The organism is Dyella sp. RRB7 (genome assembly GCF_022761115.1).
In the GTDB taxonomy this organism is placed as follows: domain Bacteria; phylum Pseudomonadota; class Gammaproteobacteria; order Xanthomonadales; family Rhodanobacteraceae; genus Dyella.
Genome location: NZ_JAKWJS010000001.1, coordinates 534,195 through 560,862, shown reverse-complemented (window position 1 = coordinate 560,862; position 26,668 = coordinate 534,195). Strand labels below are relative to the sequence as shown.

Here is a 26,668-nt window from a genome sequence, read left to right as displayed (position 1 = left end):
TGCGACCGCCTGGGCCGACGTCCCTGATTGCCCGCCGTCGCCTGCCGGCGGCGGCTTTCCCTTGGCTCGCGTTGCTCTGCGGGAGATCCACTCATGAATGTCATCTATATCGTGGCTGCCGTTATCGCGGTGGCCTTGACGGGCTACCTGTGCGTGGCCCTGCTCAAGCCGGAGTGGTTTGAATGACCACCTACGATTTCTTCCAGGTTGTGCTCTATCTGGCTGTGCTGTTGGTGCTGGTCAAGCCGGTGGGCAGCTATATGGCATTGGTCTTTGCCGATACCCCCAATCGCGTGACGCGGTTGGGCGGTGGCGTGGAGCGCTTGCTTTACCGCCTTGCCGGCGTGCGTGCGGATGAGCAGATGGGCTGGCGTCGCTACGCCATCGCCATGCTGGTGTTCAACATGGCCGGCATGCTGGCGGTGTATGCCTTGCAGCGCTTGCAGCAGTGGCTGCCGCTCAACCCGCAGCACTTCGGCGCGGTGACGCCCGATTCGGCCATCAACACCGCCATCAGCTTCATCACCAATACCAACTGGCAGGGCTATGGCGGCGAAAGCACCATGAGCTACCTGACCCAGATGATGGGCCTGGCGGTGCAGAACTTCCTGTCAGCCGCCACGGGTATGGCCGTGCTGGTGGCGGTGGTGCGCGGCTTCACGCGCCGCAGCGCCGACAGCATCGGCAACTTCTGGGTCGATATGACGCGCGGCACGCTGTACGTGCTGGTGCCGTTCTCGTTGGTGATGGCGTTGTTGCTGACCTCGCAGGGCGTGGTGCAGAACTTCAAGTCGTATGTGGATGTGCCGGTGGCGCAGGTCACCCGCATGACCGAAACGGTGAAGGACGCTGCCGGCAATCCGCTCAAGGATGCGGCGGGCAACGACGTCACGCAGGAGTCGAAGGTGACCACGCAGACCTTGCCGATGGGTCCGGCCGCCTCGCAGATCGCGATCAAGCAGCTGGGGACCAATGGTGGCGGCTTCTTCAACGCGAACTCCGCGCACCCCTACGAGAACCCGACGCCTTTCAGCAATTTCATCGAGATGCTGGCGATCTTCCTGATTCCCGGCGGGCTCTGCTACACCTTTGGCAGCATGGTGGGTGACCGACGGCAAGGGTGGGCGATCCTCGCCACCATGCTGCTGATTTTTGTACCGCTGGCCTACTGCGCCATTGGCGCCGAACAGGGCGGCAACCCGGCGTTGCATGGCCTAGCGGTGGATCAGACGGCCTCGGCACTGCAGGCCGGCGGCAACATGGAGGGCAAGGAAACCCGCTTCGGCATCGCGGCGAGTGGATTGTTCGCCACCATCACCACGGCGGCCTCGTGCGGCGCGGTGAACGCCATGCACGACTCGCTGACGCCACTGGGCGGCCTGGTGCCGATGTGGCTGATCCAGTTGGGCGAGGTGGTTTTCGGCGGCGTCGGTTCGGGTTTGTACGGCATGCTCGCCTTCGCCGTGGTGGCGGTGTTCATCGCCGGCCTGATGGTGGGGCGCACGCCGGAGTACCTCGGCAAGAAGATCGAGGCGCATGAGATGAAGATGGCCAGCCTCGCCGTGCTGGTGCCTTGTGCGCTGGTGGTGATCTGCACGGCCATTGCGGTGATTTCGCCGGCAGGTGTGGCGGGTGTGTCCAATCCCGGGGCGCACGGTTTCAGCGAAGTGCTTTACGCCGTCTCGTCCGCATCCAACAACAACGGCAGTGCGTTTGGCGGTCTGTCGGCCAACACGCCGTTCTGGAATGTGCTGCTGGCGGTGTGCATGTACTGGTCGCGCTTCCTGCTGGCGATCGCGATGCTGGCGATGGCCGGCTCGCTGGCCGCCAAGCGCCACGTGCCGCCCTCGGCCGGCACGCTGCCTACGCATACGCCGCTGTTCATCACGTTGCTGGCCTGCGTGGTGATCGTGGTGGGCGCGCTGACCTTCCTCCCGGCGCTCGCGCTGGGGCCGATCGCCGAATACCTGATGTCGGCCCATTGAAGCCTACGGGACATTGATTCATGACGACGATGCATACCCAAGCCAATGCAGTGCGCAGCTTTGACCGCGAGCTGATCCTCAAGGCCGTGGCGGACTCGTTCCGCAAGCTGTCCCCGCGCCTGCAGTTCCGCAATCCGGTGATGTTCGTGGTGTTCGTGTGCAGCGTGCTGACCACCTTGTTGTGGGTGCAGGCGCTGACCGGGCATGGCGAGGCACCGACCCCTTTCATCTTCTGGGTCTCCATCTGGTTGTGGTTCACCCTGTTGTTCGCCAACTTCGCCGAGGCCCTGGCCGAAGGTCGCGGCAAGGCCCAGGCCGCCGCGCTGCGCAGCTCGCGCAAGGACGTGATGGCCAAGAAGCTGGTCAGCCCGCATCGTGATGCGAACATCATCTTCACGCCGTCCTCGGAGTTGCGCGTGGGTCATCACGTGCTGGTGGAAGCCGGCGACCCGATGCCGGGTGATGGCGAAGTGGTGATGGGCGCGGCCAGCGTGGATGAGAGTGCGATCACCGGCGAATCCGCTCCGGTCATCCGTGAATCGGGCGGCGACCGCAGCGCGGTCACCGGCGGTACGCGCGTGCTGTCCGATTGGCTGGTGGTGCGCATTACCGCCAACCCCGGCGAGAGCTTCCTCGACCGCATGATCGCCATGGTGGAAGGCGCCTCGCGGCGCAAGACGCCCAACGAGATTGCGCTGACCATCCTGCTGGCCAAGTTCACGCTGATCTTCCTGCTCGCCTGCGCCACGCTGCTGCCATACTCCATCTACAGCGTGAAGGCGGCCGGCATCGGCAATCCCATCACCATCACCGTGCTGGTGGCGCTGCTGGTGTGCCTGATTCCCACCACCATCGGTGCGCTGCTTTCGGCCATCGGCATTGCCGGCATGGACCGCATGATCCGCGCCAACGTGATCGCCACCTCCGGTCGCGCGGTGGAAGCGGCCGGCGACGTGGATGTGCTGTTGCTGGACAAGACCGGCACCATCACGCTGGGCAACCGCCAGGCGGTGGCCTTCCTGCCGGCGCCGGGCGTGGAAGAGGGCACGCTGGCCGATGCCGCGCAGCTCGCTTCGCTGGCCGATGAAACGCCTGAAGGCCGCAGCATCGTCGTGCTCGCCAAGGAACGCTTCGGCCTGCGCGAGCGCCAGCTGGAAGAGGGCCATGCCGAGTTCGTGCCGTTCACTGCGCAGACGCGCATGAGTGGCGTGAATATCGGCGAGCGCATCATCCGCAAGGGCGCGCTGGACGCCGTGGAACGTTACCTCGAGGCCAATGGCAGCCATTTGCCGCCGCTGGTCAAGCACATGGCCGAGGACATCGCCCGTCGCGGCGCCACGCCGCTGATCGTGACCGAGGCGACCTCGGCGCTGGGCGTGATCGAGCTGAAGGACATCGTGAAGGGCGGCATCCGCGAGCGCTTCGCCGAGATGCGCCGGATGGGCATCAAGACCATCATGATCACCGGCGACAACCCGCTCACCGCGGCGGCGATCGCCGCCGAGGCAGGCGTCGACGATTTCCTGGCCGAGGCCACGCCGGAGGCCAAGCTCAAGCTGATCCGCAAGATCCAGGCGGAGAACCGGCTGGTGGCGATGTGCGGCGATGGCACCAATGACGCGCCGGCGCTGGCCCAGGCCGATGTGGCGGTGGCCATGAACACCGGTACGCAGGCCGCCAAGGAAGCCGGCAACATGGTCGACCTGGATTCCAACCCGACCAAGCTGATCGAGGTGGTCGAGATCGGCAAGCAGATGCTGATCACGCGCGGCTCGCTCACCACGTTCTCCATCTCCAACGATATCGCCAAGTATTTCGCGATCATCCCGGCCGCCTTCGCGACCACGTATCCGGCGCTCAATACACTCAATGTGATGAAGCTGGCGACGCCGCAGAGCGCGATCCTGTCGGCGGTGATCTTCAACGCGCTGATCATCATCTTTCTGATCCCATTGGCGCTGAAGGGCGTGAAGTACCGGGCGCTGGGCGCGGGCGCGCTGCTTCGCCGCAACCTGCTGGTTTACGGCCTGGGCGGCATCGTGGTGCCGTTCATCGGTATCAAGCTGATCGACATGCTGCTGGTCCTGTGCGGGCTGGCCTGAAGCGAGGTTGGAGTCATGCAAACGCTCAAGCTTTCTGTTTCGCTGCCTGACGACACGCATCCGGACATGCAGCTGCGCCTATACGCCGACGGCTCGGACTGCGCCGTGGTCATTGCGCTGCCGGTGACGCCGCGTCCACCGGTGGCGACCCCGGTGCCGCACGACAGCGAAGCGCCTGGCGATGATCGAGACGATTACGTGCTCGGCGGTTACGCCGGCATCTGAGGTCGATGCCGGAGCGCATCGACACCCCACCACTCACTAGAAAAGGACGGTCCACCCCGGGCCGGTTTGCAGGACTATCTATGCTTTCGAAGAAGATGCTTTCGCTCGCGCTGCTGCTTGCCCTGGCCCCGGCTGGTGAAGCCGTGGCGTCGACCGGCGATGCGATGCCGACGACCGACGTGGCCGCCGCCGACCTTGGCCAGGCCACGCCCACCGCCCCGGTGGCTGGCAGCGGTGATTGTTCGCAGGGTTTCTTCTCGCGACTGGCTGCCGCCTATCGCGAAGATGCGCAGCCGGCCGATCCGAATGCACCGGCTCCGGCGCGCCGCGGCATGGACTCGCCGTTCTCCTCGCCGCCGTTCCCTTCGTCGGAGTGGCAGCTCGGCGGCGTCGACTATCCGATCGGTGTACCCAACGAAAATTCGCAGTATCCGCTGGAGAAGGCGCTGTCCTGCACCAAGCTGGGCCACTGGATGCAGGACAATCGCATCGAGACGTATGGTTGGATCAACCCTTCGGCCAACCTGAGCACATCAAGCCGTACCAACTATCCGCTGTCCTACGCGACGCGCCCCAATCGCGTGGAGTTCGATCAATTTCTGTTCCGCATCGAGCGACTTCCCGACACGGTGCAGACAGATCACATCGATTGGGGCTTCCATTTCGATGACCTGTACGGCTACGACTATCACTACACGACCATGAAGGGCGTGACCAGCGATCAGCTGCTCAACAACCCCAGGCCGAACAGCGCGTTGAACGGCAAGATCTACGGCAATGATCCAATGATTGCGTATGTTGACCTGTACATTCCCTGGGTGGCCCAGGGCATGGTGATCACGGCGGGTCGCTATTTGTCGTTGCCCGATATCGAGGCGCAGTTTGCCCCGAACAACTATCTGCTGACGCACTCGATTCTCTACACCGTCGATGCCTATACGAACATGGGCGTCATTACGACGACCAAGCTAAGCGATCAATGGACGCTGCAGCTTGGCCTGCATGGCGGTGACGACTCGGCGGTATGGGATAGCACCAGCCGCTTGAGTGGCCAGGCGTGCGTGCGCTGGGTGTCCAAGTCCAACGACGACATGCTCTATCCCTGCATCGAGTCGTATAACCATGACAAGCAGACCTACAACAATCTGCAGGAGTTCGTGCTCACCTGGGGGCATCGTTTCACGCCTACCGTGCACATGCTGACCGAGGCCTATCGCATCTATGTGCGTGACCAGTCGCTGGCCACCGGACCCGGGCAATCCCAGGCGCCTACCGGCGTGCCGGGCTATCCGCTGGGCGAGGCGCCGAGTTTTCCGCTTGGCCACAACCCCGCGTTCGGCATCGTCAATTACTTCAACATCGAACTCAATCCGACCAACATGATGTCGATCCGCAACGAGTTCTATAACGATGAGCAGGGCCAGCGCACCGGCTATGCCACGCGCTACTCCAGCCACACGATTGGCATGACGCACTGGGTATCGCCGGACCTGGAAATCCGTCCGGAACTTCGCTACGAGCACGCCTACGATTTCCCGGCCTACAACGGCGGCACGAAGAACCATCAGACGACCGCGCTGGTTGACGCGATCCTTCACTATTGAGGTTCATGACATGAGCAGGCTCTTGCGCAACGCGGCGGTGATGCTGCTGATGATGACGGTGATCACCGGCATCGCCTACCCGCTGGTGGTCACCGGGCTGGCCCAGGTGCTGTTCCCTTCGCAGGCGAACGGCAGCCTGATCGAGAAGGACGGCAAGCCAATCGGCTCCACGCTGATCGGCCAGTCGTTCACCGATCCGAAGTATTTCTGGGGCCGCCCGTCGGCCACGACGCCGCAGGCGTACAACGGCATCAATTCCAACGGTAGCAACCTGGGGCCGACCAATCCGGCGCTTACCGAGGCGGTGAAGCAACGGATCGACGCACTGCGTGCCGCCGATCCGGGCAATACCGCGCCGGTACCGGTGGATCTGGTCACGGCCTCGGGCAGCGGACTGGACCCGGAGATCTCGCCCGCCGCCGCGGCCTACCAGGTGTCGCGGGTGGCCAAGGCGCGTGGCCTGAGCGTGGCGCAGGTGCAGGCCATGGTCAGCATGGCCACCAGTGGCCGTCAGTTTGGCCTGCTGGGCGAGCCGCGGGTCAATGTACTCAAACTCAATCTGGCGCTGGATGGCCATTGAGACATGGAGCAGGCGCTAATCTAGTGGCCATTCACCCACGGCACGGTCCGCATGTCTGAACCTTCCCGCGAAGCTCGCGCCGACGCCTTGCTCGATACCGTGCAGGAGGAGCGCAGCCGGCGCCTCAAGATTTTCCTGGGTGCGGCTCCCGGCGTGGGCAAGACCTACGCCATGCTGTCGGCTGCGCGCGAGCTGAAGCGGCAGGGCGTGGATGTCGTGGTCGGCCTGGTGGAAACCCATGGCCGGCCCGAAACGGCGGCGCTGCTGGAAGGGCTGGAGCAGCTGCCGCGCCGGACGGTGAACTATCGCGGCCGCGACTTCACCGAGTTCGATCTGGATGCCGCGTTGCGGCGGCATCCGGACGTGATCCTGGTGGACGAGCTGGCGCACACCAACTTGCCCGGTGGCCGTCACGAGCGGCGCTGGCAGGACATCACCGAGTTGCTGGACGCCGGCATCGAGGTCTACACCGCGCTCAACGTGCAGCACCTGGAAAGCCTCAACGACCAGGTGCGGCGCATCACCAATGTAACGGTGCGCGAGACGGTGCCCGATGCCTTCCTCGACCGTGCCCGCGACATCGTGCTGGTGGATCTGCCGCCGCGCGAACTGATCCAGCGCCTCAAGCAGGGCAAGGTCTATGTGCCGGAAACGGCAGCTGCCGCGCTCGATGCGTTCTTCTCACCCACCAACCTCGTCGCGCTGCGCGAGCTGGCGGTGGATACCGTGGCCGGCCATGTGGACAGCGACCTGCGCGAACACATGCTGGCGCGCGGTGGTGTCATGCCGGTACGTCGCCGGGTGCTGGCAGCCATCGATGGCCACTCGCAGAGCGAGTACCTGGTGCGCGTGGCGCGTCGCATCGCCGAGCGGCGAGGGGCGCCGTGGAGCGTGGCCTTCGTCGACACCGGCAGCACGCTGGACAAGGCCCGGCGCGAGCGCCTGGATTCGGCCATGCGGCTGGCGCGTCGGCTGGGCGGCGACACCGTGGTGCTGCGCGGCCATGCCGTTGCCGATGAACTGATCGCCCATGCCGACCGCGAGGGCATTGGCCAGATCATCCTCGGCCGCACGCGCGAACGGCCATTGGCGCGCATGCTGGGACGATCGCTGACGCAGTTGCTGCTGCGTCGCGGCGCGCATCTGGAACTGACCATCATCGCCACACCCGCCGAGCGGGCGAAGTCGCGCTTGCGATTGCGCATGCCGGGTGGCCCGGGACGGCCTGGCGAATACGTCTACGCCACGCTTGCCACGCTGGTGGCCTTTGGCCTGTCCTTTATTGCCGACCGTTACCTGTCGGTGGCCAATCTCTCGCTGATCTTCCTCACCGCGGTGCTGGTGGTGGCGGTGCGTACGCGCATGGCGGTGGCCGTGTATACCGCCATCGTGTGTTTCCTCGGCTACAACTTTTTCTTCGCACCGCCGCGCTACACGCTGGCCATTTCCAACTTCGACGACGTGTTGGCCGTGTGCCTGTTCCTGGTGGCCGCCCTCGTATGCAGCCGCTTGGCCACCCAGCTCGCCAGCCAGGTGGAATCCATGCGCGCGGCGCATGCGCATGCACGCGCCTTGCTGGCCTTGGGGCAGCGCCTGTCCACCAGCACCGATGCCGCCGGCATCCGCGCGGTGGGGGCGGCGGCGCTGGCGCATGCCCTGCATTGCGACGCGGCGATCCTGGCGCGCGATGCCAGCCAGGTGCTGCGCGTGGTGGCGTCGTCGCCGCGCGATTTCCCGTTGACCACGCAGGACTTCGCCGCCTCTACCTGGAGCGAGCAGCATGCCGAGCAGGCGGGGCGCCACACCGATACGCTGAATGCGGCGCCGTGCTGGGTGTTGCCATTGGGCAGTGAAGACAATCAGCTTGGCGTGGCCGCCCTGCGCTTTCCGCAGGGGCAGGGCGAGCCCGCGCCGGATGAGCGCAGCCTCGCGCTGGCGATGGTGCAGGATATTGGTCAGGCGCTGCAGCGCGCCCGCCTCGCCGAAGAGCTGGAAGGCGCGCGCGTGCAGGGCGAAACCGAGCGGCTTCGCAACGCGCTGCTGTCCTCCGTGTCGCACGACCTGCGCTCGCCGCTGGCCTCGATGATCGGCTCGGCAGGCACGCTGGCCAGCTATGGCGACCAGCTACCCGCCGGCGAGCGTCGCGAACTGCTGGAAGCCATCCTCGGCGAAGGCCAGCGGCTGGACCGTTACATCCAGAACCTGCTGGACATGACGCGCCTGGGCCACGGCACGCTCAAGCTCAATCGTGACTGGACCGACGTGGCCGAAATCGTCGCCGCATCCACCACGCGACTGCGCAAGCTGTTCCCGGACCTGAAGCTGGATACCGTGCTGCCACAGGGTACGTTGCTGCTGTACGTGCATCCGGCCTTGATCGAGCAGGCGCTGTTCAACATCCTGGAGAACGCCGCGCGCTTCTCGCCGCCGGGCGAGCCGGTGCGCGTGGTGGTGCGCACCAGGGGCGAACAGGTACAGATCGATGTCACCGATCGCGGCCCCGGCATCCCCGAGGATGAGCGGGCGCGCATCTTCGACATGTTCTATTCGGTATCGCGCGGCGATCGGGCGCCACAGGGCACCGGCCTGGGGCTGGCCATCTGCCGCGGTATGATCGGCGCCCATGGCGGCAGCGTGGAGGCCTTGCCGGGCGAAGGCACAGGCACCACCATTCGCATCACCTTGCCGCTACCGGCGCCGCCCGACAACCCCGCATGACAGCCGCTTCCCCCTGCGTCCTGGTCATCGATGACGAGGCGCAGATCCGCAAGTTCCTCGACATCGGCCTGCGCGCCGAAGGCTATGAGGTACTACTGGCGGCCACCGGCGGCGAGGGCCTGGCGTTGGCCGCCACGCGCTCGCCCGATCTGGTGATCCTGGATATCGGCCTGCCCGATCGCGAAGGCCACGACGTGCTGGCCGAGTTGCGCCAGTGGAGCCAGGTGCCGGTGCTGATGCTGTCGGTACGCGATGCCGAGAGCGAGAAGGTGAAGGCGCTGGATGCCGGCGCCAATGATTATGTGACCAAGCCGTTCGGCATCCAGGAGCTGATGGCGCGCTTGCGTGCCTTGCTGCGCACTCGCCCCGGCGAACCGGAAGCGCCGCAGCGCTACGACGATGGCCAGCTGGTCATCGACCTGGCCCGTCGCGAGGTCATATTGGATGGCGCGCCCTTGGCGCTCACCCGCAAGGAATACGCCGTGCTGGCCATGCTGCTGCGCCATGCGGGCCGCGTGGTGACCCAGCAGCAGCTGCTCCGCGATATCTGGGGCGCCACCCATACCCACGACAGCCATTACCTGCGCATCGTGGTGGGCAAGCTGCGCCAGAAGCTGGGCGACGACCCGACCACCCCGCGCTGGCTCAAGACCGAGCCTGGGGTGGGGTACCGCTTTATCAGCGGCGTTTGAGCCGTCTTTTCAGGCGCATCTCAACCGCTGAGAGTCAGTAGTGGTCTGATTCCTTGACGTTTTTCGTCCACTCCGGACAGCGGGAATGGGCGGCGGCGGAACGGACTCACCGGTTCAGGACGCAGGTCAATCCTGTTTTCGAGCCGGTCCCCAAGGGTATGATGCCCACCTGTTCAACATCCCGGTGCTGACAGCCCCAGAACGCAGCGCCGGCTCCCAGAGGACATCCATCCATGGCACGTGGTATCAACAAAGTCATCATCGTCGGCAATCTCGGCGCCGATCCGGAAACCCGCTACACCGGCAATGGCACGGCCATCACCAGCCTGCGCATCGCGACGTCCGAAAACTGGACCGACAAGCAGAGCGGCGAAAAGCAGGAACGCACCGAGTGGCATCGCGTGAAGCTGTTCGGCCGCCTGGCTGAAATCGCCGGCGAATACCTGAAGAAGGGTCGCCAGGTGTATATCGAAGGCTCGCTGCGCACCGACAAGTACACCGACAAGGACGGCGTCGAGCGCTTCAGCACCGACATCATCGCCAACGAAATGCAGATGCTCGGCGGCGGCTCCGAAGGCGCCGGCGCGGGTGGTGGCGGTGGTGGCGGCTTCCAGCGTTCGCAGGGTGGCGGTGGTGGTCAACAGCGCCAGGCTGGCGGCGGCTACGGCGGCGGCCAGTCCCGTGGCAGCGACAACTACGGCGGTCAGCAGCAGCGCCAGTCCGCGCCGCCGCCGGTGCAGAACAACAGCTTCGACGACGACGATATTCCGTTCTGATTTTTACCAGCGACTACATTGTTGCGTTTGTCCAAAAGGCCACGATTTTCGTGGCCTTTTTTGCGCCGCAGAAGGTGATGGTTGCTGCTGCGAAGGGTATCTTTCCTGTCAGCTATCCCGCGTCATTTGCCTCAGCCGGCCCAGCGGTAAACTCACGCGCTGGCGTCACTCGGTGCCATGGCCTTGGCGAATGCGGCGGCGAATTGTTCGATCAGGCGTCGTTGCTTGGTGTGTGTCGCTTGCAGAAGCACGGGGTAGATGAATCCGATCTGGAAGTTCATGGTCAACAGCAGCTCCACGGCGGCGTTGATGTCGACGTCAGCATCCATCATGCCTTCGCGCTGATAACGAATCAGGCGCTGGCGCAGGCCGCGCTTGAGTTCGTTGCGAACCGAGATCTTGGCGAGATCCTCGCTGAAGGCGCTGTCGTGCATGGCGCGGGATAGGGCAATGCGCATCGGTCCCGACTTCGCCTCGAAGCTTTCCATGGCCTTCGTCATCAAATCCCGGGCCTCGTCGAAAAGCGTGGCACAGAGCGGGCGTTGCATGAATTCGGCCAGCCCAGCCTCGGTCTGCGCGTCGCGCATGACCGCCAGCAGCAGTCCCTCCTTGCCGTTGAAATAGCGCTGGATCAGTACTTCCGAGCAACCCGCCGCGTCTGCGATGCCACGGGTGGTGGCGGCGTCATAGCCCTTGTTGACGAATTCGGCCATGGCGGCCTTGATAAGAGCGGCTTCGGTGGATTGGCGATCCCGGCGGCGCATCGGATTCCCTGGGGTGACTTGCATTGGCCCATTATCGCGCCTATGCTGTATGTATGTACATACATACATCGTGATGCCCATGAAACCACAGAAACGCCCCGGCGGCACGGCGCATGGTCGTCGCCAAACTAAGGCAAGGGCCGGCTTGGCCGCCATGTCGCTGGGAACCGCCCTGGTGCTTGCTGGCTGTACGGCGGGTCCTGATTTCCACCGGCCGGTGGCACCCGCCGTTGACAGTTACGTGGTGCCTGGCCCGCAGGCCACGGCACCGTCATTCGCGGTCGGCGACGCCATTCAACGCGATTGGTTTCGGATATTCGGCTCGACGGCGACCGACGCGCTGATTCAGCAGGCGCTGGCCGGCAGCCCCACCCTTGAGCAGGCGCGCGCGCGCGTGACGCAGGCCAGCGAGCAATTGCGCGCGCAGCGTGGCTCGTTGTTGCCCCATGTCGATGCCGCCATCGACGCCTCGCGCAACCAGGGCAATGGTGCGCAGCTTGGGCTCGGCGGGCCGCAATTCCAGTCGTCCTTCGGGCTGTACAGCACCAGCCTGGGCGCAAGCTACGACCTGGATCTGGCCGGCGCCAACCGGCGCGGCGTGGAAAGCGCCGCGGCCAAGCTCGATGTCGCCACCGCGCAGTATCAGGCGGCGTACATAAGCCTGGAAGCGAGCGTGGTGTCCTCGGCCATCGAGGCCGCGGCGCTCAACGATACGATTGCCGCCACCCAGTCCATTCTCGATGCCGACGCCCATCGCCTCGCCATCTTCGAGGCGCAACAGCGCGCCGGAGCCATCGCCGGATCGGCGCTATTGCAGTTGCGCTCGCAGATCGCCGCGACCCGCGCGACCTTGCCGCCGTTGCAGCAGCAGCTGGCGGTGACGCGTGCGACGCTGGCCACCCTGGTCGGCGTACCCGTGGGCCAGTTCCAGATGCCGGCGCTCAGCATGAAGGACTTCCGTCTGCCGACCGTGCTGCCGGTCAGCCTTCCGTCCGACTTGGTACGCCAGCGGCCGGACATCCTGGTGGCGGAAGCCAATCTGCATGACGCCACCGCCCAACTGGGCATCGCGACCGCCAATCTCTATCCGAGCATCACCCTCAGTGCCTCCTACGGCACCTCCACCAACGTGGCGGGCGATGTGTTCAAGGCCGGGTCGGTGATCTGGTCGCTGGGGGCAGGGATCACCCAGCCGATCTTCGAAGGTGGCCGCCTGCATGCGGAACGCGACGCCGCCAAGGCGGCGCTGCAAGCGTCCGCCGCGGACTATCGCAACGCCGTGCTCAACGCCTTTGCGGAGGTTTCCAACACCCTGCAGGCATTGCAGAACGACGCGGCCGGCGTAAGCGCCCAGGACGAGGCCATGAGCACCGCGCGGGACGCCTCGGGCGTGGTCGATGCCCAGGTGAGTCACGGCAGCACCGGTTACCTGGATCTGCTCACCTCCAACACGCAGTTCCAGCAGGCCAGCGTTGCCGACATCCAGGCACGCAGCCAGCAATTGCTGGACGTCGTGAGCCTCTACCGTAGCCTCGGCGGCGGCTGGTGGTCGGCCGACGTAGCGCAGCAACCGGAACCACCGCGCGCCCGTTGAGCGCGCGCTTTCACATTCGTTCTTACGAGTAACGACCCATGACAACCGAAACGAAACCTGATGAAGCGGGTCAGGCCCCTCTGCCCGCAACCAGCGCTCCGGCGACAGGCCCGAGCCGCATGACGGGGCGCAGCCGCGCCTTGCTGGTCGTCGCCCTGGCCATCGTGCTGGGGGGAGCGTGCTACGGCACCTGGTGGTGGCTCGATGGCCGCTGGTTTGAGGAAACCGACGACGCCTACGTGCAGGGCAATGCCGTGGCCTTGACGCCGCAGGTGGACGGCACGGTGGTGTCCATCGCGGCCGATACCACGCAACTGGTGCGCCAGGGACAACCCGTCGTGCAACTGGATACCACGGACACCGACGTCGCCCTGCGCCAGGCCGAGGCCAACCTCGCGCAGGCCGTGCGCCAGGCGCGCCAGCTGTTCCATACGGAAACGCAACTGCAGCAGATGGTGGTGGAGCGGCGCCAGGCGTTGGCGCAAGCGACGCTTGACGATGCGCGCAACAAGCAGCTGCTGCCGCGCCAGGGCGTATCGATCGAGCAACTGCAGCATTCGCACACCGACATGGTGAGCGACGAAGCGCAGTTGAAGCAGGCGGAAAGCCAGCTACGGGCGGCCCAGGCGGCGATCGAGCACACCACGCCGGCCACCCAGCCGCAGGTGCTGCAGGCCGAGGCAGCCTTGCGTACCGCCTATGTGGCACGGCAGCGCACGACCATCCTCGCGCCGGTCACCGGCTATATCGCGCAGCGCAGCGTGCAGGTGGGCCAGCGTGTGCACGACGGCACGCAATTGCTCTCGATCGTTCCCATCGAGCAGATGTGGGTCGATGCCAATTTCAAGGAAACCCAGCTGCATCAGGTGCGCATCGGACAGCCCGTGACCATGCATGCGGACCTCTATGGCAGCAGCGTCGAATTCCCCGGCAAGGTGATCGGCGTCGGGCTGGGCACCGGCAATGCCTTCTCGCTGCTGCCGGCGCAGAACGCCACCGGCAACTGGATCAAGATCGTGCAGCGTGTGCCGGTGCGCATCCAGCCTGACCTCGATGCCATGCGCGCGCACCCGCTGCGCATCGGGCTATCGATGGACGTGGCCATCTCCCTGCGCGACGGCTCCGGCCCCATGCTGGCGACGGAACCCGCGCCGCAAGTGGCCTACCGCACGGATGTCTTTGGCCACGCGGAGCGCGGCGCGGATGAGCTGATCGCGCGCATCGTGGCGGAGAACCTGGGCAGCGACCAGTCCATCGGACAGAACGCCGACGGCAGCGGCGTTGCGTCAACGGCACGTTGAGAAGAGAGGGGCAACGTGAACACCGCAATGACTTCGAAAGGGGGCGCCAGCTTCTGGCTGATCGCGCCCATCGTGGCGATGGCGGCCTTTATGGAGGTGCTCGACATCTCCATTGCCAACGTGGCGCTTCAGCACATCGCCGGCAGCCTCTCGGCCGGGCAGGACGAGGCCACCTGGGTGCTTACCTCGTACCTGGTCGCCAACGCCATCGTGTTGCCGATTACCGGCTGGCTCTCGTCGGTGGTCGGGCGCAAGCGGCTTTTCCTCACTTGCATCGGGCTGTTCGGCGTCGCATCGCTATTGTGCGGCGCGGCCCCGACGCTGGGGGCGCTGGTATTCTTTCGCGCCCTGCAGGGCCTGGCAGGCGGTGGACTGCAGCCCATCGCACAGGCCATCCTGTCGGATGCCGCGCCTCCGGCAAAGCGCGGCATGGCGTTCGCCATGTACGGCATCGCGGTGGTCTTTGCGCCTGCGATCGGCCCCACCCTGGGTGGCTGGATCACTGACCATTACAGCTGGCGCTGGGTTTTCCTGATCAATATTCCGGTATCCATCATCCTGATCATGGCGGCCGGTTCGATTGTGCGCGATCCGGAATATCTGAACGCGCAGCGCGAGAAGCGTCGCCAACAGGGCTTTCGTGTCGACGGCATCGGCTTCGCCTTGCTTGCCCTGGGCTTGGGCGCCATGCAGGTGGTGCTGGACCGCGGCCAACAGAACGACTGGATGGCATCGCCATTCATCCTGGTCACGACCTTGGTCTCGGCGATTTCCCTGGTGTGCTTCGTGATATGGGAGCTGGGCGAGAAAGACCCCATTGTCGACATTCGACTGCTGGGCATACGCAACTTCGCCATTTCCTTCGTGCTGATGTTTGCGCTGGGCTTTGTCCTGCTGGCCACCACGCTGCTGATTCCGCAATTCACGCAGACGCTGCTCGGCTATACCGCCACGGCGGCCGGTCTGGTCATATCGCCTGGTGGTTTCGTGCTGTTGCTATGCATGCCTTTCATCGGCCGGCTGGTATCGATCATGGACCCGCGCGTGATGGTCGCCATCGGATTCACCATCGGTGGCATCGCCATGCTGCACATGACCACGCTTTACACCGGGGTCGACCAGCACACGATTGCGCTGTATCGCATCTACCAGTCGCTGGGCCTGGCCTTCCTCTTCGTGCCGATCAACACCATTTCGATGAGTTCGGTGCCACCAGGTCCGCGCATCGGCAATGCGTCGGCGCTGGTCAATCTCGCCCGCAACCTGGGCGGCAGTTTCGGAACGTCCTTGGTTACCGCATTGCTGGCACGTCGCGCGCAATACCATCAGTCCGTACTCGTGGCCCATCTGACGCCGCATGATCCGGTCTATCAAGGCGCGCTGGACCAGGCCAGCCAGCTTTATGCCCAGCAAGGCATGGACCCGACGCAGTCTGCCCAGGCGGCAATCCAGACGGTTGGGAACGCTTTGCAGCAGCAATCGACCATGCTCGCGTATCTGGACAACTTCAAGATCCTCGGCCTGATCTTTCTTTCGCTGATACCGCTGGCCTTCCTGTTACGACGCGTGCGCGCGAGCGGTCATGCAGCGGCGGCGCACTGAGACCGGCCATAGGCCTTCGGTGAGGGGGAAACACCGGGCATGCGCGTCGCATGCTGGTGTCGACGATCGAGTTTGCCCGCGTTCCATCACGCGCGTCAGCGGAGAATTTCGATGAGAAGTATCCACGCACCGTACATGCCGCCGAGGAACGAGAGAATGACGCCAGGAACGAGCCAGTAGAGCCCGCCGCCGCGCCCGAGCACAAGCGATACTCCCGCAATAACGAAGGGAATGGATGCAAGCTGACTCATGGTGGCGCGCATCAGAATCCATTGCTTGTGGGATGCCCAGTTCCACTCCTGTGTCTGGTGCAGGAGTTGTGACAGCTGGAGGCGGGTAGGTATTAGCCAGGAGATACTTCCTATGATGAGGAAGGACGCTCCCAGCCCGACTGGCGTAAAACCCGGGACCAGCCCAATGGTTGAAATCATCAGCACCGTGACGAGCTTGCAGAGCGCTTCGATGGCGCGGCTCGGCAGGATGCTGCTTTCAAGTATTCGAGAGAGATTGATGGATATGGCGACGAAGATGAGGCCGCTAAGCGCGGCCGCCGCGCCTGCTTCGGCGACGAATAGATTTTCCCAGCCGGGTATGTTGTAGGCATGCATGGCGGACAGGCTGTTCGCTGTAGGTTTCCCAGATATTAGCTGGTTGCGAATGCGTGGCCTTTTCCAAAGCGGGCGGGGTGTCAGGCGGTAAGCACCGTTCAGAAGGCTGCCGGCACCTGTTTTGCCATCTTTCGATCCAAGCCCGCGATTGCCGCGGGCTTCTTATGGTCCGAAGGATGCCCGGGGCGAAGGGCGTCGAGCAGTTACCTCATCGCCCACGGCGCATGAGCATGGCCCATGCCCCGTGGGGATGAACACCATGCAGAACCGCACCTGGCAAGTTATGGCTTGTTGGATGCGGCGGCGGCCTGCTCGATCAGCTTGGCGACTTCGGCAGGGTGCGAAATATAGACGGCGTGGCTGGCCTTGATCTCGACCGTCTTGCTGCCGGCACGCTTGGTCATGAAGCGTTCGAGATCGGGATTGATGGCGCGGTCGGCCGTGGCGACAACCGCCCAGCTCGGCTTGGCCCTCCACGCGGCCGCTGTGATCGGCGTGCCGAAGGATTGCGCCAGGGGCATGACCTGGGAGATCGCCATGAAGTTGGCCTGGTCAGCGGGCAGGTCGGCGGCAAAATCCTCGTGGAAATGGGCTGGGTCCAGGTACAGGTAACCGTCGGCGGTCGGCTTGATCGCCTTGGTGGCGGAGGGCATCTTGTTGTTCAGCACCAAGGGGCTTTCACCCGTATCCGGCTGGAAAGCCGCCACGTAGACGAGGCCCGCCACTTTCGCGTCATTGCCGGCTTCGGTCACCACCGCGCCACCGTAGCTATGGCCCACCAGGATGCTGGGGCCATCCTGTGCATCGATGACCCGCGTCGTCGCCTTGACGTCATCCTCGAACGAGGTTTCCGGTTCTTGCACCACGGATACCTTGTAGCCGTCGCGCGTCAGGATGTTCGACACCCCCTGCCAGCCGGAGCCATCGGCGAAATAGCCATGGACAAGCACGATGTTCTTGACCGGCGCGGTCGTCGTGGCCTGGGCGCCCAAGGCGGCGAAGGAAAGGGCAAGCGCGGCGGCGATACGGGTCATACGGGACTTGGCGTTCATTTGCATGCTCCAGAGATGAGATAGGGAAGGATTGACGGGTGTTTGCTCATTTGGCGAAAGCCATCCTACTAGTAGGTAGAATGGATTGCAAGTGTTTTTCCCTGGATCTTTCTCCTTGTTATATATAGACTTACCGCTTATCAACCAACTAGATGGTAGTTTTGCATGATGGCCACCGGTGAAACGACCGCCGAAAAAATCCTTGAGACGGGGCGCCAGCTCATCATGCGTCGCGGCTATAACGGTTTCAGCTATGCCGACATTGCCGACGCGGTCGACATTCGCAAGGCAAGCATCCATCACCATTTCCCTGCGAAGGCCGATCTGGCGCTCGCTGTGGTCAAGCAATCACGCGAGCGGTTCGACGCCGACATGGCCGCATTGCAGGCGAGCGGCGCCGACCCGTTGACGCAGCTGCGTGCCTACGTCGGCTATTGGGAACAGTGCATTGCGGACGACAGCGCCCCCTTTTGCGTTGCCGGCATGCTCGGCGCGGAACTCCCGACGTTGCCGGATGAAGTGGCGCAAGAGGTCCGCACGCATTTCGAGGACGTCGCCAGGTGGCTCGAACACGTGCTCGCATCCGGCGCCGAAAACCATCAACTCCAGTTGAAGGGAACCGCCAAGGCCGAGGCCGAGACGTTCGTATCGCTGGTCTACGGTGCGATGCTGGCTGCACGTGCCTATGGCAATACCCGGCTTTTCCGGGAAGTCACCAACGATGCCATCGAGCGGCTCATCCGGACCTGAGGATGGCAGGCGCCTGGATCGTCGCATCCGCTGCGCAGGTGCTCTGTCGGTAGAGCGTTTCGCAGCCATCGATCTCGATCTCATGAGGCCGTCGGGCGCCGGGAAAACAACTGGGATTCCTGAAGATCGATCTCATACACGAGGTCGCGGATCAGTTCCTGGTTCTGCCTTCCCAGTCTCGCCGCGCTGTACATTTCCCGGCGCTCTGCATCTAGCGCGATGAGTCGCAGGCTTCGCTCGATCTCGTCCGCCTGCGCGGCCAAAGGACTCTCGCGGCCGGTCACCGAATTGGCCTCAATGCGTCGGTGATAATCCGCGGCGATTCGTTCGCCGGCCTGCACATAGAGATCAGCGCCGGAACCTTGAGCCTCTTTTTCGCGGACGGCTTCGCCAATCGCGTCGATCGCGGCACGGGCGGCGATCGATCTGATTGCGCATTCCTCCTGGAGTTCGTTGACCCTCGAAACCTTGAATGGCCTGGTCACGAAAGCCAGCCCGGCGCTGGCCGAAATCAGCGAGACGACAATGACGCCCGCCGCGAGAAGGATGGTCAGATCGCGCGCCGGCCACGCCGTCCCATCGCGAAGGGAAAGCGGGATCGTCATGGCGGCTGCAAGGGTCACCGCCCCCCGCGCACCGGCGAAAGCGGTGATCGCCACCAGGCGCGAATCACTTGCGGCGGTGCCATGTCCCCACTTCTCCCCAAGGGCTAGACGCAACCGAATGGTCACCCATGCCCAGGCCGATCGAATCGCCGTCAAGACCACGCAGATGGCTAGCACGTAGAAGATGAGCCACAGCTCGTTGTGCTTGTCGGTCTGCTGGATGGCCGATCCCGCACCGGCGATGATGCCGGGCAGCTGATGGCCAAGAAGCACGAAGATCACGCCATTCCCGGCAAATTGGACGGCATCCCAAACGGCGGAGCGACGAATGCGGGTGACGGCGGAGGCGCGTCCTGAACGCTCCTCGATGCCCATCATGATGCCGGCCGCGACAGCCGCTAGGATGCCGGAAGCGCCGACCGCATCGGCGATGAGGTAGGCGGTGAACGGAATGATCAGGCTCACCAGAATCTGTGCGCCCACTTCCTCGCCGAATTTCCTCGAGACCCAGTCTTTCGTCGTATTGGCGACGACGCAGGTGGCGACGCCGACAAGAAGCCCGCCGAGCGCCAGCCAGATGAAAGTGCCAGCGGCTTTCCAGAGCACCAGATTCCCCGTCATGGCGACGGCCACCGCAAAGCGAAAACACACCAGGCCGGAGGCATCGTTGAGCAGCGATTCGCCTTCCAGGATCACCATCAATCGCCTTGGAATGGGAGCCCGAGAGGCGGCGGACGACACCGCGATCGTGTCCGTCGGCGAAAGAATGGAGGCAAGCGCGAATGCCGCGGGAAGAGAAATGGCGGGAATCAGCCAATGGATGAACACGCCAGCGCCAAGCACGGTGAACAACACCAGGCCGAATGCCAGCGAAATGATCGTCCACTTGTCCCGAAACAAGCCCTCTCCGGGAATGCGCCATCCATCGAGAAACAGCAGTGGCGCGAGAAACAGGAGAAAGAACACATCGGGTTCAAGCGACACCCTGAAGCTCGATACGTTGGCGATGACACAGCCGAGTGCGATCTGGATCAGCGGCAGGGGCAAGGTGATCGTGAAGGACCGCGCGATGATCGAACTGAGAACGACAGTGGCGAGCAGGATCACGATGAAGGCCATGCTTTCCATGGTCGCCTCCTGGGGGTGAGTGCCATGGCGGCTCAGGCAAGGCCGCCAGACGATGTTTTAACCCGTAGTCGATTGATGTCGATAGAACAGTCTTGCTCGCACTGGCGCATGACGTGGTGCCGATCGGTTACGGACCGGCACCATGGTGATCCCTTCAAGAGCCGTTGGGATGGCCCATACCTATCGAGGCCTGTCGTCCGAGTTCAGTGGCGATGGTTTCTCCGATATGCACTTCCCGGTCCTGGCCATGGATGGGGGGAAATTCGATGAGTGGGTCGATCAGGTCCAGGCCAATGCATCGGGCGTCATGAACAACGACGCCTTCGATGCGCTCGTAGGAAACCGCAGTGTGCAGGGCAAGACGTATTACTCGATGACCCAAGGCGACGTCTTCGAGCATGCGCTTGGCATTCATGACACGCATCAGGACATGCCATCGATGTCCGGGGTCGCCGCTTCAAATTCCCAGGCAAAGGATAGACCGTAAATGTTCGGTAAACTGACGCTCGCCGACATCCCCTTGGATCAGCCCATCATCATGGGCACCTGCCTGGTGTTGTTGCTAGCCATTGCTGCCGTTCTCGCCTATTTGACGGTGGCGAAGAAGTGGTTGTGGCTGTGGCGCGAATGGCTCACGACGGTGGACCACAAGCGCATCGGCATCATGTATTGCCTGCTTGCGGCCGTCATGCTTTTGCGCGGCTTCAGCGACGCGGTGATGATGCGCTCGCAGCAGGCGCTCGCCAGTCACGATCACGCGGGCTTCCTGGTGCCCGAACACTACGACCAGGTGTTTTCCGCGCACGGCACCATATATCAACAACGCGTATTTCGAAACCGTAAGTCTGCTGACCAGCAGCTTCACCTGTGGCATAGCGATGATCGCCGTGAATCGCCGGCGCGTCGACCAGGCGCAGTTGCTGTTCCTGGCTACGATGTTGTTGGGTGCGGTTTTCCTGACCACCGAAGTGCGTGAGCTGGCCAGGCTGTCCTCGGTTGGCGTGACCTTTTCGGATAGCGCCGCGGCTTCTGCGCTCTTTACGTTGGTCAGCACGCATGGCCTTCATGTCACCGCCGGCTTGGTTTGGCTGCTGGTCTGCATGGTGCAGATCCAGCTCAAAGGGATCACGCCGGGCGTGCTCAGAAGGCTGATCTGCTTCAGCCTGTTCTGGCATGTGCTGGACATTGTCTGGATCGCACTGTTTACGTTTGTCTACCTCGTAGGGTGATCGTCATGAGTGACCAGCCGAGCTATATCGCACCAGGCAGTGAGCGCACGCCGGGTACGCGTCAATCGGGCGAGCATGGCAGCTGGCAGGGCTATGCGACGGGCTACCTGGTGGCCATGGCCTTGACTGGCGCGGCCTTCCTTTTTGCGCGATCGCCGCTGCTTACGGCCGCCAGCGCCACATCCGCGGTGGTCGTGTTGGCCATCGCCCAGATGCTGGTGCACCTGATCTTCTTTCTGCACATCAACACGTCGCCAGAACACAAGACCAATATCCTCGCCTTCATCCTGACCATCGTGATCATTGCGATCGTAGTCGTAGGATCCTTGTGGATCATGGCGCATCTCAATCACAACATGATGCCGATGCAGCGGCTTATAGAGTCGCAACGGTAGGCCCCCCACGGGGCTTGTTGGCCGTGCTGGACACGGGAAGCTGTCCGGCGAACTTGGCATGACCGCGATATCCCGTGGCCCCAGTTTCGGTTTTGTCTGCTGCAGTCGTCCCAGTCCAGGCCGCGGCACGGGACATGCCACGCCCGGCTTACTCGGCGGTGCGTCGCCCAAGGGCCAGCGCCAGCGCGGCGCGCGCTACCAGCACATTCGCGTCGGCGTCTTCCTGGTTGGCCTCGGCCTGGGCCAACGCGGCCTCATCATTGGTCAGATCGGTGACGCTGGACAATCCGTGCCGATACGAATCAAGCGAGGCCTGGTAGGCGAGTTCCGCCGCCTTGGTATACGCAACGGCCTCTCGCCGGTTATCAAGGCTAGTCTTGAGGTTGTTGTAGCTTTCCACCACTTGCTGGGCCACCGTATTGCGGGTGGCGGCCAGGGCATCCTCGGCCTGGGTTTTCTGGGAGACCGCAAGCGCCACATTGGTCGAACGGTTACCGCCGTCGAACAGCGGCAGCTCGAACGCCACAAAGATGCTGTCCCCTGTGCGGTTGATGGAGGAATAGGGGCTGCCGTCGCTGCTGGTTTCGCCGATGTTCTGGAGCACCTGGGCCTGAATGCTGATGGTGGGGTGATAGGCCGCATGGGCGGTGTCCAGCTTCGCTTGTGCCGCCGCGATCTTGCTCATGGCCGACTGGATATCCGGACGGGATTGCATCGCCTCGTCGATAAGGGCATTCAGTGTCTGCAGGGATTGTTCCCCATCGAGGCCGGAGTCCTTGGGAGAAAGCAGTTCGAAGCGGGAACCTGGAGGAAGGCCGACGGTCGCAACGAGCGTGGCAAAAGCGGTTTCGGCATCACCGGAGGTCTTGGTCAATGCAAGCTGCGCGGCCGCCGCCTGGCGATGTGCTTGCGCGACCTGCACTACGGTTGCGCGGCCATGACTGCGCTGATCCGTCACGGCCTCTTCCGTCAAGCGTGCCGCGTGCAGCGCCTTTTCCGCGGCGCGGACTTTCCCTTGCGATGAGGTGGCATCGAAATAGGCTTTGGAGACATCAAAGATCAATCTGTCTTGCTCGGCCGTCAGGCCGAAGTCCGCTGCCCTGGCGTTTTGCGCGGCTTCCTCCACCTGGCTCTTTCGCCGCCCGAAATCAAACAACAGCCACTTGAGTTCCAGGGTGGGAAATATCTCGCGGGACGACGAAATGAAATAGCCCCGGGGCAACACCGTTTGCGGTATCGCCAACGGCGTGTGCTCAATGCCGCCCAGCGCCTTGAGACTGACCTGGGGCGCGTACTTGCTCTTGACCAGGTCGCCGGCAAGGTCGGCTTGCGTCACTTGCTGTTGAACCTCTGCATTCTTGGGGCTGATGGCCAGCGCAAGCTGGATGAGTTCCGGCAGGGAATAGGTCTTTTGCGCGATGACGCTGCCGCCCTGGGCAGGGGACGCGGCCCACGTCGCCGTCTGCGCATGGGGCGTGCTGACTCCGAGTCCAAGCACGATCGCGAGCGCCAGTCGCCGCCCGGCCGTATGGCCAGCCTCAGTTCGGGCGAGGGGCATGGGAAACTTCCTCTTCAAGGTCATGACGTGCCTGCCATAGCACCGGGGCTTCAGTGGGTTCGGGATCGACTGTCGGGGGACCGGGAGTCTCGCCCTTGGAAAGGGCGATCAGTTGCGCGGAGATATGTTGGTCCACGGCGTTGGCAGGCACGGCCGGATCACTTGAGCCACGTAGGCGAACAAGCGCGAACATGCGCGACGTCGCCCGCTCGACAAAGTCCGCATAAGCGGTCTCCCCCAGGTTCGAACCTTTCCGTCGCCACTCGAACGCGGCGCGATCGGTAAGCAGCGCTGCATGCGAGAGATCCTGGTCAACCGACAGGTGCGCCGGCGACAAAGGCTGGCTCCCCCGCTTCACCAGCAACTGTCCAAGCTTGTTGAGCACGCCGGTGCGCAGGGAGCGCGCCTGGTCGAAGGCACTCGATGGCCACAGGCAGGCGAATACCACAGTGACCCAGATGTTGCCGATCAAGATGCCGACCACGCGGTCGCGCAGGACGGTCAGGTCACTGGCCGGGCCGTAGCCTTGAAGGATGCCGAGAAAGAAGGCGAATGCGGTTTGCATGCCGGCGTAGGAGATCGCCTCGCTGCTGGTGGATATCCATGCGCAGAAGGCCGACACGGCGGCTATCAACAGGCAAAGCTGGCCGATGTCCGTGAACAGGGGCAACAGGAAGACGATGCTTAGGCCGGCCAGTAGCCCACCGATGATGGCGCCGGTCGCGCGTAGCGTGAACTTGTGAACGCTCTCGCCAAAAGTGGTCAGCGACACAAAGAAGCAGGTGGTTACGGCAGTGCGCGTGCCTGGCCAGTCGAGCAGCGTATAGGTGGCATAGGAGGCCAGTACCGCAAGCATCACCTTGATCGCGAATCGGGCATGGGCGCGATTCTCAAAAGCATCCGGTACCAGGAAGGACCGCGCCGATCGCCGCGCCGGTTCGGGTGGCTCGGCATGGTGCCCGGACGCCGCCTGTTGCAGTTCTTGCACGGCGAGTTGCAGCGCGGCACATGACGGATGCTTGAAGTCCATACCTCGTGGCGCGGCCACCTGCGATGGCAGCGTGTGGTGAGGTGAACGACGCCGCAGGAACTGCCGTCCCGCCTCGCGGATGGAGGCCGCAAGGCTCACGCGGGCATCGTGGGGCGCATCGTCAGGCAGCGTGCGCGCGATCGACAGGATCTCCAGCAGCAGTGCCACCAGGTGGTTGTCTTCCTGCGCATAGGCCTGCAGGCGTTTGTCCCAAAGGAACGCCTTGTTCTTTAGCTCGCTGATGGCGAGCAGCTCATCGCGCAGCTTGCTAGGGTCTTCAGCGGCAGGGCTCTCAACAAAGCAAGCCAGGCGATGGAACAAATGGCTTGCGCGCCTGCGCGAAAGCGCAACAGGGCTTTCGCCGAACAGCAGATTCAGCAGCACCGTGACGCCTACGGGAACGGCAACCACCACCCATAGCCATAGCAGGCCATGGGTCAGTGGATCGGTGGCGGGAATGTCGTCCGCCAGGGTCTGCGACAGAACCAGCACATAGCTGGCGAGGAATGCCACCGGCCCCAAGGCACTGGTCCGCGCCAGAAACACGCCGGCAAACGTGCTGAGCGCCAGCAGGGGAATGCGCAGCGCGGGTTCCGACGCGTCGAAGACGTACAGCAGAATGGAAAGGGCCACCGCCAACGTGGCGGCCAGCAGGCCGCCGACCGAGGTCACCAGTGTAGACGCTGTATCTTCCTGGCTGACCAGGAACACCAGGTAAGCCATATAGGCGGGCAGGGGAATCTGGAACGTCATGGCGATGGCCACGACCATGGCCGTACCTACCGAAATGCGCGCGATGGAGCGGTATCTGGCCGGATCCAGCACAAGTTCCCGATGGAGCAGGGACGAAAGCGCGTCCCGTGCAACACGATCAGTCGGCATGGCCATGGCGCACCCGTACAGAAGCGGTGGCGCCGATGCGCAGGAATGGTGTCGCGCCGTTATCCAGATGCACCCAAACCGGGAACCGCTGGGCCACCACCACCCAATTCAGGTTTCGATCGACTTGTGGCAACCCGGGCCCGACGGCACCCTGGGGCTGCACGCCGGCACCCAGACTCTCAACCACGCCTTCCAGCGGATGACCCTCTTGCCCCATGAGCCAGACGGTGGCGTGAGCACCGGCGCGCAGATGCGCCAGGTCCGTCTCGCGGAAGTTGGCAATCGCGTACCAATTGTTGTCATCGATGATGGTGAACAGCGGATGCCCTGCCGTGGCAAAGGAGCCGAGGGCAAGGTTGAGGCCGACGATCCGTCCGTCCACCGGCGCGACAATGGTGGCCTCGCGCAGATTACGTGCAGCCAGCGCTTGAGCGGCCTCGGCCCCAACAAGCTGCGCCTTCAGGCTCTCGACATCCCCGATCGCCTCCTTGGCCTGCGAGGCCTGCTGGATGGCGGCGGCCAGTTGGGCCTCGGCCGAGCGTTCGTCGGTTCGGGCCTGGTCGATCTGCTGGGTGGTTACAAAGCCCTTGCCATGAAGAGGCTCCAGGCGTTCGCGCGTGTCCCGGGCCAGCGACAGCTGCTGGCGGGCGCGCTCAACCTGGTGCGCGGCGGCTTCGGCCCCGGACCCCTGGGCGGTGACCTGGCGGCTTGTCAGCTCGATCTGGGCCTGCAGCGCCGCCACCTGGGCATTGGCCTGCCGCAGCTGCAGCGAGAAGACTTCCGGATCGATCTTCAGGAGAATGTCGCCCTTGTGGACCACCTGGTCATTTCGGATGCCGATAAAAACAATGCGTCCGCTCACCTCCGGAGTGATGCCGGCGCTATAGGCGTAGATGTAGGCATCGTGGGTCCTTGGGCGCCGGTCAACCACGATCACCGCCGCGACGATAAGCGCGACGGCAGCGACCATCGCGATGGCGGCGACAAGACGACCCGTGGTGCTATTCACCTTCATGCGATCGCCCTCCCGTCAGCCCAACCACACGAGCCAAATGGCCAGCGTCACCGCGATCCAGCAACTCAGATAAACCAGCACGGGGACGGGCAGCACGGCGTCGATGCCGGTCTTGGCAAGGACCAGCCGTATCAGGGCAGTGCCGATGCCGCCCAGAATGGCGCACAGCATCCAGGTGGGAAAATAAGAGCCCAATAGGTTCTGTGACGGCGATGCGTTGCATGCCGTCAGCGCGCCGCTCGACACTGCGAGGAGCACGGCTTGTCCCAGCGGGACGGCCCGGAACTGTCGAAATGAAAGCATCCAAAGAACCTTTCTATTGAGCTTGTGTGGACGCGGTGCTACCGCGCGCGTGGATGCCTGGGTGCGCCTAGGCGGCGACGCGCGATGAAGTGCATCAGATCCCATTTCGAGTTTGATGCCAGATGATGTGTTGCTCTATCCCCCTAATGGGGCAACCCGACGCCGTTGTC

The 26,668-nt window shown here is 63.7% G+C and carries 24 protein-coding genes; 16 read left to right on the top strand and 8 right to left on the bottom strand.

Going from position 1 to position 26,668, the window contains the following annotated elements:
• The first annotated feature begins 93 nt into the window (after window positions 1-93).
• The 9 genes from kdpF to ssb all read left to right on the top strand — a co-directional run bounded on the left by kdpF (window position 94) and on the right by ssb (window position 10,682).
• Window positions 94-186 (top strand): K(+)-transporting ATPase subunit F, encoded by a 93-nt coding sequence (kdpF, locus tag MJ606_RS02585; RefSeq protein ID WP_243047848.1) that lies wholly within the window; start codon window positions 94-96, stop codon window positions 184-186.
• Complete coding sequence (gene kdpA, locus MJ606_RS02580; RefSeq protein ID WP_243047847.1) at window positions 183-1,985, top strand: potassium-transporting ATPase subunit KdpA; 1,803 nt, start codon at window positions 183-185, stop codon at window positions 1,983-1,985. The genes kdpF and kdpA overlap by 4 nt, the downstream gene beginning before the upstream one ends.
• 20 nt (window positions 1,986-2,005) lie before the next feature.
• Window positions 2,006-4,087, top strand: a complete 2,082-nt coding sequence (gene kdpB, locus MJ606_RS02575; protein WP_279236604.1) for a potassium-transporting ATPase subunit KdpB — start codon at window positions 2,006-2,008, stop codon at window positions 4,085-4,087.
• 15 nt (window positions 4,088-4,102) lie between these two features.
• Window positions 4,103-4,312, top strand: a complete 210-nt coding sequence (locus MJ606_RS02570; protein ID WP_243047846.1) for a hypothetical protein — start codon at window positions 4,103-4,105, stop codon at window positions 4,310-4,312.
• Window positions 4,313-4,392: 80 nt separating this feature from the next.
• Window positions 4,393-5,916, top strand: a complete 1,524-nt coding sequence (locus MJ606_RS02565; protein ID WP_243047845.1) for an outer membrane beta-barrel protein — start codon at window positions 4,393-4,395, stop codon at window positions 5,914-5,916.
• Between the two features lie 10 nt (window positions 5,917-5,926).
• Window positions 5,927-6,496, top strand: coding sequence for a potassium-transporting ATPase subunit KdpC (gene kdpC / locus MJ606_RS02560; protein WP_243047844.1), 570 nt, complete (start codon window positions 5,927-5,929; stop codon window positions 6,494-6,496).
• 51 nt (window positions 6,497-6,547) lie between these two features.
• Window positions 6,548-9,214, top strand: coding sequence for a sensor histidine kinase KdpD (locus MJ606_RS02555; RefSeq protein WP_243047843.1), 2,667 nt, complete (start codon window positions 6,548-6,550; stop codon window positions 9,212-9,214).
• Window positions 9,211-9,906, top strand: a complete 696-nt coding sequence (locus tag MJ606_RS02550; RefSeq protein ID WP_243047842.1) for a response regulator transcription factor — start codon at window positions 9,211-9,213, stop codon at window positions 9,904-9,906. The genes MJ606_RS02555 and MJ606_RS02550 overlap by 4 nt, the downstream gene beginning before the upstream one ends.
• Window positions 9,907-10,139: 233 nt before the next feature.
• Window positions 10,140-10,682, top strand: a complete 543-nt coding sequence (gene ssb / locus MJ606_RS02545; protein WP_243047841.1) for a single-stranded DNA-binding protein — start codon at window positions 10,140-10,142, stop codon at window positions 10,680-10,682.
• 152 nt (window positions 10,683-10,834) lie between these two features.
• Here the strand turns inward: ssb and MJ606_RS02540 are convergent, their stop codons facing one another.
• Window positions 10,835-11,602 carry a TetR/AcrR family transcriptional regulator gene (locus tag MJ606_RS02540; RefSeq protein ID WP_243047840.1) on the bottom strand — a complete coding sequence of 256 codons (768 nt, stop codon included), beginning with the start codon at window positions 11,600-11,602 and terminating at the stop codon, window positions 10,835-10,837.
• Here MJ606_RS02540 and MJ606_RS02535 point away from each other — a divergent pair.
• From MJ606_RS02535 to MJ606_RS02525, 3 genes are all read left to right on the top strand, one after another.
• Entirely contained in the window at window positions 11,601-13,040 is a 1,440-nt protein-coding gene (locus MJ606_RS02535; RefSeq protein WP_243047839.1) for an efflux transporter outer membrane subunit, read from the top strand. The genes MJ606_RS02540 and MJ606_RS02535 overlap by 2 nt on opposite strands.
• Before the next feature lie 119 nt (window positions 13,041-13,159).
• A complete protein-coding gene (locus MJ606_RS02530) occupies window positions 13,160-14,341 on the top strand; it encodes an efflux RND transporter periplasmic adaptor subunit (protein ID WP_243047838.1) in 1,182 nt (393 codons plus the stop codon).
• Between the two features lie 27 nt (window positions 14,342-14,368).
• Window positions 14,369-15,943, top strand: coding sequence for a DHA2 family efflux MFS transporter permease subunit (locus tag MJ606_RS02525; RefSeq protein WP_243047837.1), 1,575 nt, complete (start codon window positions 14,369-14,371; stop codon window positions 15,941-15,943).
• Between the two features lie 95 nt (window positions 15,944-16,038).
• Here MJ606_RS02525 and MJ606_RS02520 read toward each other — a convergent pair whose 3' ends face one another.
• Together MJ606_RS02520 and MJ606_RS02515 are read right to left on the bottom strand one after the other, a co-directional pair.
• On the bottom strand, window positions 16,039-16,551 hold the full coding sequence (locus tag MJ606_RS02520) for a hypothetical protein (RefSeq protein WP_243047836.1): 513 nt from the start codon (window positions 16,549-16,551) through the stop codon (window positions 16,039-16,041).
• A gap of 281 nt (window positions 16,552-16,832) precedes the next feature.
• Complete coding sequence (locus tag MJ606_RS02515) at window positions 16,833-17,603, bottom strand: alpha/beta hydrolase (RefSeq protein WP_243047835.1); 771 nt, start codon at window positions 17,601-17,603, stop codon at window positions 16,833-16,835.
• A 165-nt stretch (window positions 17,604-17,768) separates the two neighbouring features.
• On the opposite strand from MJ606_RS02515, the gene MJ606_RS02510 reads away from it, so the two are divergent.
• Window positions 17,769-18,353, top strand: coding sequence for a TetR/AcrR family transcriptional regulator (locus MJ606_RS02510; protein WP_243047834.1), 585 nt, complete (start codon window positions 17,769-17,771; stop codon window positions 18,351-18,353).
• An 80-nt stretch (window positions 18,354-18,433) separates the two neighbouring features.
• Here MJ606_RS02510 and MJ606_RS02505 read toward each other — a convergent pair whose 3' ends face one another.
• Window positions 18,434-20,086 (bottom strand): Na+/H+ antiporter, encoded by a 1,653-nt coding sequence (locus tag MJ606_RS02505; RefSeq protein ID WP_243047833.1) that lies wholly within the window; start codon window positions 20,084-20,086, stop codon window positions 18,434-18,436.
• A gap of 169 nt (window positions 20,087-20,255) precedes the next feature.
• Between MJ606_RS02505 and MJ606_RS02500 the strand changes: the two genes are divergently transcribed.
• The 3 genes from MJ606_RS02500 (at window position 20,256) to cyoD (ending at window position 21,710) form a co-directional block, all read left to right on the top strand.
• A complete protein-coding gene (locus MJ606_RS02500; protein ID WP_243047832.1) occupies window positions 20,256-20,573 on the top strand; it encodes a hypothetical protein in 318 nt (105 codons plus the stop codon).
• A gap of 265 nt (window positions 20,574-20,838) precedes the next feature.
• The gene (locus MJ606_RS02495) at window positions 20,839-21,315 is read left to right on the top strand and encodes a cytochrome c oxidase subunit 3 (protein WP_243048567.1); all 477 of its coding nucleotides are present in this window, start codon (window positions 20,839-20,841) and stop codon (window positions 21,313-21,315) included.
• Between the two features lie 5 nt (window positions 21,316-21,320).
• Window positions 21,321-21,710, top strand: a complete 390-nt coding sequence (gene cyoD, locus MJ606_RS02490) for a cytochrome o ubiquinol oxidase subunit IV (protein WP_243047831.1) — start codon at window positions 21,321-21,323, stop codon at window positions 21,708-21,710.
• 148 nt (window positions 21,711-21,858) lie between these two features.
• Here the strand turns inward: cyoD and MJ606_RS02485 are convergent, their stop codons facing one another.
• The 4 genes from MJ606_RS02485 to MJ606_RS02470 all read right to left on the bottom strand — a co-directional run bounded on the left by MJ606_RS02485 (window position 21,859) and on the right by MJ606_RS02470 (window position 26,498).
• A complete protein-coding gene (locus tag MJ606_RS02485) occupies window positions 21,859-23,268 on the bottom strand; it encodes a TolC family protein (RefSeq protein WP_243047830.1) in 1,410 nt (469 codons plus the stop codon).
• Window positions 23,249-25,069, bottom strand: coding sequence for an FUSC family protein (locus MJ606_RS02480; protein WP_243047829.1), 1,821 nt, complete (start codon window positions 25,067-25,069; stop codon window positions 23,249-23,251). The genes MJ606_RS02485 and MJ606_RS02480 overlap by 20 nt, the downstream gene beginning before the upstream one ends.
• A gap of 100 nt (window positions 25,070-25,169) precedes the next feature.
• Window positions 25,170-26,195, bottom strand: coding sequence for an HlyD family efflux transporter periplasmic adaptor subunit (locus MJ606_RS02475; RefSeq protein WP_243047828.1), 1,026 nt, complete (start codon window positions 26,193-26,195; stop codon window positions 25,170-25,172).
• 15 nt (window positions 26,196-26,210) lie between these two features.
• Window positions 26,211-26,498: a YtcA family lipoprotein gene (locus MJ606_RS02470; RefSeq protein WP_243047827.1), complete on the bottom strand. Its 288-nt coding sequence runs from the start codon at window positions 26,496-26,498 to the stop codon at window positions 26,211-26,213.
• Window positions 26,499-26,668: the final 170 nt, after the last annotated feature.